This is a genomic window from Vicinamibacteria bacterium (assembly GCA_035620555.1).
GTDB lineage: Bacteria > Acidobacteriota > Vicinamibacteria > Marinacidobacterales > SMYC01 > DASPGQ01.
On record DASPGQ010000579.1, the window covers coordinates 1 to 5,136 of the forward strand.

General features: G+C 65.1%; 4 protein-coding genes. All 4 read right to left on the bottom strand.

Annotated features, from left to right (window positions below):
• Window positions 1-1,472, bottom strand: a 1,472-nt coding sequence (locus VEK15_23550; GenBank protein HXV63696.1) for an aryl-sulfate sulfotransferase, incomplete at its 3' end; no start/stop codon positions are given.
• 116 nt (window positions 1,473-1,588) lie between these two features.
• Window positions 1,589-4,252: an ABC transporter permease gene (locus VEK15_23555; protein HXV63697.1), complete on the bottom strand. Its 2,664-nt coding sequence runs from the start codon at window positions 4,250-4,252 to the stop codon at window positions 1,589-1,591.
• Window positions 4,253-4,264: 12 nt separating this feature from the next.
• A complete protein-coding gene (locus tag VEK15_23560; protein HXV63698.1) occupies window positions 4,265-4,597 on the bottom strand; it encodes a PadR family transcriptional regulator in 333 nt (110 codons plus the stop codon).
• A 113-nt stretch (window positions 4,598-4,710) separates the two neighbouring features.
• Window positions 4,711-5,136 (bottom strand): amidohydrolase family protein (locus tag VEK15_23565; protein ID HXV63699.1); only part of this gene is annotated, 426 nt, incomplete at its 5' end.

Genomic DNA, 5,136 nt, shown 5'->3' on the forward strand with positions numbered 1-5,136 from the left:
TCGCGTCCTTCGAGCGCCGGATGGTCGGGGGGTATCTTCGTCGCGCGGAAGACGGCGTAGGTGAACCCCTCGACGGGCTGCGGCTGCGAACCGTCGGCGAGCGTCACCGTGCCCGAGTACGGCGTCCAGTAATCCCAAACGATCTCTCCGTCGGGAGTCACCTCGAAGATCCTCCCGTCCCGCCCCTGGCAAATCAACGTGTTTCCATTCGGGAGTCTCTGCGCTCCGGAGATGAAGTCCGAGTAGAACGAGGTCTGGTCAGGAGCCTCGTACTTCCAGGCGGGCTCGTCCGGACCGAAGGGTCCGCTCTCGGGTGCGACGTATCGGCCCTCGTCGTCGACCGGGGGTGCGATCTCGACGACCTGGGAGTAGTTCTTCTCGCCCGGTCCGGGAACGTCGTTGTTGAAAATGGTGAGACGCCCCGCTCCCGGGAGGCCGTCGGGAATCCACCGCACGTCGTGCTGCGCGAAGAGCTGGCGCGGAGCGTTCTCGTGGCGGCCATAAGCGGCGGGGTTTCCCCAGCGATAGAGGAGGTCTCCTCCTCGCCGGAAGCGCCCTCCCGTGCCGGTGCGGGCCTCGGCGGTGGTGGTGCCGTGATCGAGAATCCAGATCTCGCTGAAATTGGGCGTGCTGAGGCCAATCTGATCGAGCGCCTCGTTGTAAGCGACGGCGTTGGTGTGAAACAAGTCGGAGCTCAAGTCGGACGCGTCGGTGTCCTCGCTCACGTAGCCGAGCGCCTTCAGCTCTGCAAGCTCTTCCGGATCGACCGCCTTGGGCCCGCCGTCTCCGTTGATGTCGATGCGATGAGGGTGCGCGGCCGGGTCCCCGTAGTTCGGAAGCTCAGGGTCGACGTTCTGGATCAAATGGTCCCAGGCGTGCCACTCCCAAACGATCCGCCCACCCTCTGGACGTCGAGGCTCGATCTCCACGACTTTGTCGGGCCAGACGCCCTGCTCGGGCACGACGTCGGGACGGCGTCCCGCTCTCTTCGCTTCTTCGGCGGTCTTGCGCTCCCATGCTATCGCCAGGATGTTTCCGCCGGGGAGGGGCTCGATATCGTGATGGCTGATGTGGTCGTCGGTAGCGAAGGAATAGCTCCAAGAGAGCTCGCCCTCCCAGACGTACTCCTCGATGCGACCTCCCGTGCCGCCGCCCCGGAAGACTTTCGATTCCACCCGTGCGCCGCGAAGGAGGCGACCGTCGTTCGTCAGGTACACGGAGCCCTGCGGCGCGTGGGGGCTCTTCCACGTGTGGACGACGAGCCCGTCGGCGTCGATGAGGTAAGTCGTGTCGGAAAGAAGGGGCGCGTAGAGGATGTAACCTGGCGAAGCGCCCGGCTTCCGCGTGACGAGGCCACTCGGCCTCGGGATTGCTTCCGCTGCGGTCGACTCCTCCTCCGGGATTTCACGACCTCCTTCACAGCCGGCTGCCAGTATGAACCCCGGGAGCCACACCCTCGCCTTCCAACGCATCGACTACACCTCCTCGGAAAGTAGACTGGACCGGAATCTTAGCAGAGGGTAAGGAGTTTTCCGCTACCCCGTTCGAGTGCTAACGGCGATACCAGTCCGTGGGTCCTGTCGAAGAGCTATTCGTGCCGGAGCGCCACGAGCGGATCGACACGGGTAGCGCGCAGGGCAGGGAACGTACAAGCGAGTATCGTCACCGTTGCGGCGAGGAGAGACACGACCAGGAAGGTCACGGGGTCGAACCGGCTCACGCCGTACAGGAGACTCTGGAGAAAGCGAGTTACGAAGACCGCGACGAGAAGACCGAGCCCGATGCCTAGCAGGGCGAGCCTCGACCCGTCCGTCAGAACGAGACGAAGGACGTCGTGGCGGGCCGCGCCGAGAGACATGCGAACTCCGAACTCGTGCTGTCTCCGGCCCACGGAAAACGACATCACCCCGTAAATCCCGAGGGTCGAGAGGAGGAGCGCGAGCCCCGCAAAGGCGCCGAAGAGGTTCATCGTGAAACGACGCTCGGAGACCGAAGCCGCGAGGCGCCGTTCGAGGGTCGTGAAGCCGGAGAGCGCGAGATCCCGGTCGAGGGAAGCCGTGATCGCCCGTAGCCGCGCGAAGACTGCCTCCGGCTCTTCCCGCGTGTGAACGAGGAGCGAAAAGCCCGTGAACGGGGCTTGCGAGAACGTGGGATAGATGGCGGGCTGTGCTTCTTCTTGGAGCCCCTGGAATCGCACGTCTCGAACGACCCCGACGATCTCCCGGGTCAGGCCCCATTGACTGAGCCGCGCGCCGAGCGGCTCCTCATCGACGAAGTAGCGCCGGACGAAGGCTTCGTTGACGACGATGACGGGCGGCGAGTCGTCGCGATCGTCGCCCGGATCGAGACTCCGCCCGCGGAGGATCGGAATCCCCAGCGTGCGGAAATAGTCCGGACTCACGACCCGAACCCGGACCTCGTCCTGTTGGCCCGGCGCGACATCGGGGCGGCCTTCGATGACGAACCGGCTCGTCCAACCCGGGTCGAGGGGGCCGTTGATGGCGAGAGCGGCAGAGTCGATCCCCGGGGTGCTTCTCGCCTGCTCGAGGAGGGCTTTCTGAAACTGACGCACCTCCGTCCATCGAGGCCACGAGTCGCGATCTTGAGGATAACGGATCTCGGGAAGCTGGATGTCAACGGAGACGACGTTCGCGGCGACGAAGCCCGGGTCGACGCGAAGGAGTGTCCGGAAGCTCTCGATCAACAATCCCGCGCAGACCACCAGAACGACGGCTCCGGCAATCTCCAAGGTAACGAGCACCGCGCGGGCCCTCTGCCTCGCGGAGCTCTCGCCCGACCTCTCGCCCTCTCGAAGGGACGCCACGAGATTGCCGCGGGAAAGCCGAAGCGCCGGTGCGAGACCGAAGAAGACCCCGGTCGCGACGCTCAGTACCAAAGAGAACAGGAGAACGTTTCCGTTGACTCCGACATTGAACGCGCGCGGGAGGCTCGGAGGAAGCGAAGCGAGAAGGAGGTCCATCCCTCGGTACGCCAGGAAGAGCCCGAGGAGACCTCCCGACAGCGACAGAAGGAGCGCTTCGACGAGGTACTGGCGCACGAGGACGGATCGTGCCGCCCCCATCGCTGATCGGATCGCCGCTTCTTGCTCTCGGGACAGGGCGCGCGCGACGAGAAGATTGGCGACGTTCACGCAGGCGATGAGGAGCACGAGAAGGACGGCTCCCTGCAAGAGCAGAAGTGATGGCCGCACTGACGCGACCATCGCGTCCGTCATCGACTCGGCCCACATTCCCCGTCCTTCGTTGTCGTCCCGATACTCGACCTCCAGGGAGGTCGCGATGGCTTCGAGATTCGCATTGACCCGCTCGAGGCTCACCCCGTCGCGCCTACGTCCCACCACGAGGACGCCATGGTTCCCCCGGGAGCCGGAGGTCTCCGTGATCTGCGCGGGAAGCCAGACGTCCGTTCGTGAGGGGAAGCGGAACTCAGGCGCCATGACGCCGACGATCTCCGTCGAGACGCCTTCGAGCTCGATCCTCCGCCCGATCACCGTCGGATCGCCGCCGAAGCGCGACATAAACAACCCGTGGCTCAGAATCGCTACCGGGTTTCCTCCCGGCTCCCGCTCCTCCGGCAGGAACGATCGTCCCAGCGCTGGAGCGACCCCGAGCACCTCGAAATAGGTCTTCGACACCCGCGCCCCGCTCACGAGGAGTGGATCCTGGCGCGCTTCCGTCAACGTCAGGGAGGGGGTCCAGAGCAGCGCCAACCCTTGGAGCACTTCGTTCCGATCCCGGACGTCGAAGAAATCGGGAATCGAGAAGTTCTCCTGGGTCGTACCCCGCAGCCGATCGTTCTGCCAAAGCATGACCAGTTGGTCGGACGCCGCGAAAGGAAGGGGCCGCAGGAGAACTCCTTCGACGACGCTGAACATGGCGGTGTTCGCGCCGATGCCGAGGGCGAGGGTCGACACTACCACCGCGGTGAAGCCGGGGCTCTTGACGAGCGAGCGGAACGCCACTCGGATATCGGCCATAAGAACGCTCACGGACGCATCTCCTTTTCGGGACGGACGAACTCGGGACAAACGCCGGCACTCGCGGCGCACGAGCTCGACCTTGCCGAAGCGTTTCTCCGCGGCCTTCACCGCGTCTCCGGGCGAAAGGCCTTTCGCCCGGTACTCGGCGGCGCGCATCTCCAAGTGAAAGCGGATCTCACGATCGATCTCCGCGTCGACGGAGTCGGGCGCGAGCCAGCCGCGTAGGCGGCGACGCAGCTTTCGGAAGAGCATCGAGGTTCAGCCTCAGGCAGATTCGAGAATCTTCTTCACGGCGGCGGCGAACTCGGACCAGTTGCTGCGCTCGCTCCCGAGCCTCCGCCGGCCGGCGCTCGTGAGCCGGTAGAACTTCGCCCTTCGCTTGTTCTCGGTGACTCGCCAGGAGGAGGCGAGCCAACCCCGCTCCTCCATCCGATAGAGCGCGGGATAGAGCGAACCTTCGTCAACGGAGAGAGCGTCCCCGGTGAGGTCTTCTATGCGGCGGCCGATCCCGTAGCCGTTCATCGCCTCGCTCTCGAGGATACGGAGGACGAGGAGCTCGAGCGTGCCGTGAAGGAGTTCTGATTTCGTCTTCGTCACGTCGTCTTACCTTAGATAGTCTAGGGTAGACTAGCGTCGCGATGGACGCCTGTCAAGCCGCGGGCGAAGCTGGTAATACGCGGCTCGGTGGTGAAAGCCACCACGGGAGCTCCTCACGGGGCCTTCGTCGCTTCGATGAGCGCGTCGAGCGAAGCGCGGTCGAGCCACCGACCGCGGCGCACAACGCCCTCGATCTGAAGCGTGCGTGAAATATCTTCGAGCGGGCTGGCCTCGAGGAGCACCAGGTCTGCCGGACTCCCTACGGCGACGCGCCCGGTACCGTGGTCGCGTTCGAGGTACTCGGCCGGATGAAGCGTCGCACAGGCGAGCGCTTCGTAGGGCGTGAGGCCCGAAGCCACGAGCTCTCGCAGCTCCGCATGCAGCGACAGCCCCCAGGGCGAACGGTCGGTGCCGGCAAGAAGGCGAGCCCCCGCCTCCGCGAGACGACGTACGAGCTCGCGCTGCACCTCGAGACTTCTCTCGGCGGCTCGGAAATCCTCGTCCGAAAAATTACTCAGCCACGCAATCTGCGTGCGATC

Bases quoted from the DNA above. Each gene is read 5' to 3' on its own strand.
- VEK15_23555 (HXV63697.1), bottom strand. From the start codon at position 4,252: ATGCTCTTCCGAAAGCTGCGTCGCCGCCTACGCGGCTGGCTCGCGCCC.